The following is a 2,406-nucleotide window of genomic DNA, read 5'->3' as shown; positions in this document are numbered from 1 at the left end:
GGATGATTCATCATTTTTTTAGCGAATTCAATTTGCTCATCCGAGAATTTCTGTAAAATAGTGCAATCGATCTTATCTGGCAAGAGTGTTCTGGGGTCAATCTCACCTCGGCGTAATTCGTGTACTTTCGTTAGCACATAATGCAGATAAACTCTGGGGTTAATCGTATTTAAAACACAACTGAGTACAAGACTATAGAATAACGCATGGACTTTTCCGCTATTCTTATTGCCGATGAATAACCAGTTACGCCGCCCTAAAGCAATTTCTCTAATTTTACGCTCTACGCCATTGGTATCAATTTCTGCTGTACCGTGGCGCGTATAAGCAATCAAATACGGCCATTGATTAAAAAAATAAGTGATGGCGTCGCCAAGTTTACTCTTCGGTGGAATCTGTGGTCTTTGTTGGCATAACCATCGCTTTATTTCTTTTAGAATAGGATAAGCTATTTTTTGTCGTAATCGTTTGCGCGTATGAAAGGTGGCGTTGCCGTCTTTTAGTCGGGCCTCGAGCGCGTAAATCGGCTTTAAACGTTCAATCATTTCTGCAGCAATGCCTTGTTTGTCATTGCTAATTTTAATAATGTCAGCAAATTTTCGTCGCGCATGCGTAATGCAACCTAAGCCTATGATGGTGGTGCGTTTATGTAATTTTTTGTAACCCGCGTATCCATCGGTTTGTAACAAGCCAATGAAATTTCGTAACCGCTCTTCAGCTACTTTGCCTGCTCGTGTTTCGCTAAATTCAAACACGACAAGTTTCATTAAGCGTGCGTAGTAAGTCCAGATATAACCTTTTTTATTGGTTTTCAACACCTTGACCGGCGTCTCATCCACCTGCAAATAAGGGCTTTTCAAGATGGCCCACAAAGCGTCGTAGAGCGGCATCAACCCTTCGCCCGACTGCATTACCCAATTGCCCAAGGTATTGTCAGGGATAGCAAGCTGATGATCTCGCATCAATTTGGATTGCCGATACAGCGGAAGATGCGCATGATACTTCCCAATTAAAATATCCGCCAATAAACTTGCCCCCGCAGCCGCTTTTGGAATGGGTGCGGGAGGTTTATCCGCCATCACGATGGTGTCGCATTGTCGGCAACCGTATTTCAATCGCACATGTTCAATCACACAATAGCGTGTCGGAATGATTTCGACTTGTTCAGAAACTTCTTCGCCAATCTTGTGTAAGGCTTCCTGGCAACAAGCGCAGTGTCGTTGGGTTTCTGATAAATCATGAATGACGGTATGTCGCGGCAACTCAGAAGTATCAAAGCGATTGCCGCGCGGTTTTCGAGTGCGCTGGTGAGCGGCAACCGTGTGAACCGAAGAGGAGTTTTCTTCGAGAGGATCTGTTTTGCTGACTTCACTTTTTTTATCAAATTGATTTTTCTGTTGCAAAGCCAGCTTTTCTTTGAGTCGCGCAATTTCTTCTTCTAACGTTAAAACACGCTCCCTCAACGTAATAATTTCAATTTCGTGTAGGGCGTAGGTCGCTTGCAAAACAGAAAAATCATCAGCATTCATTGAAATTTTTAACATCCATTGGTATGTGGAAATTATACCACAAGCAATATAAAAATGCTTATTTTACAGATGTTTTTTTCTTTTTTTAGCGAAAATAATCAGCTAAATTTCGAGTAATTTAATTCTTTCCAATCTCGCATTTTCTGCCACTCCAAACCTGCTAACAACCAGCTCAATTCGTCTGTATTGATTTCCATTACGCCGGATTTATCATTGAATTTCATTGCAAATCGTCCAGCCTCCAAACGCTTGTACAACAGCACAAACCCATTTTTATGCCAGGATAAGCATTTGACTTTGTCGTGATGGCGATTGAAAAATAAATAGACCCCATCTTTAGGGGACTGCTTTATTTCGCTCATGATCATTGCACTTAAACCATCGATAGAACGACGAAAATCAATCGCGGATCGATATACCCAAATCTTCCTACCGTATAATTGTAGTTGCATGACAAATCTCCACAATAAAAGAAATCAAACGATCTTCAGGCAACAACACGCATAATTGTGTTTGGTTAGGCAGCGTCATTGTCAGCGATATTTTTTCCAGATCCACTTTTTCCATTGATGACGACGACATTAAAGGTGAAAAATTTCCAAAAGATCCTTGGAGAAACTCTCGATACCACCCGTGAAAACTTCCTTCAGAAAGTCCATTCACTCGACAAAATTCACTTTTACGTAAGCCAGAACTCTTCCAAGATAAACAAAATTCTCTTTTTTCTGCTTCACTAAAATGACGTTTCGATTTTTTGTTTGCGATCGATTCGCTGGATATTGAGGACATGATTAGCTCCATATTTGTTAAAACACAGGAGCATGATCGAAAAAATTATCAAAACATAGGTGGGATTTTTGGGGGCTTACCATGTTTA

The 2,406-nt window shown here is 40.9% G+C and carries 3 protein-coding genes; all 3 read right to left on the bottom strand.

All coding sequences use genetic code 11. The annotated features are described in order from the left end of the window. The coding region (locus FJ366_04340; GenBank protein ID MBM3894795.1) for an IS66 family transposase at positions 1 to 1,544 on the bottom strand (1,544 nt) is incomplete at its 3' end. An 83-nt stretch (positions 1,545 to 1,627) separates the two neighbouring features. Beyond that, positions 1,628 to 1,981, bottom strand: coding sequence for an IS66 family insertion sequence element accessory protein TnpB (tnpB, locus tag FJ366_04335; GenBank protein MBM3894794.1), 354 nt, complete (start codon positions 1,979 to 1,981; stop codon positions 1,628 to 1,630). Next, positions 1,959 to 2,318 carry a hypothetical protein gene (locus FJ366_04330; GenBank protein MBM3894793.1) on the bottom strand — a complete coding sequence of 120 codons (360 nt, stop codon included), beginning with the start codon at positions 2,316 to 2,318 and terminating at the stop codon, positions 1,959 to 1,961. The genes tnpB and FJ366_04330 overlap by 23 nt, the downstream gene beginning before the upstream one ends. Positions 2,319 to 2,406: the final 88 nt, after the last annotated feature.

This window comes from Candidatus Dependentiae bacterium (assembly GCA_016871815.1).
Taxonomy (GTDB): Bacteria; Babelota; Babeliae; order Babelales.
This window is presented reverse-complemented; position numbering and strand designations above follow the sequence as displayed.

What these genes read in the sequence shown, in the direction of transcription:
- tnpB (MBM3894794.1), bottom strand. Translation starts at nt 1,981, where the DNA reads ATGCAACTACAATTATACGGTAGGAAGATTTGGGTATATCGATCCGCG.
- FJ366_04330 (MBM3894793.1), bottom strand. Translation starts at nt 2,318, where the DNA reads ATGTCCTCAATATCCAGCGAATCGATCGCAAACAAAAAATCGAAACGT.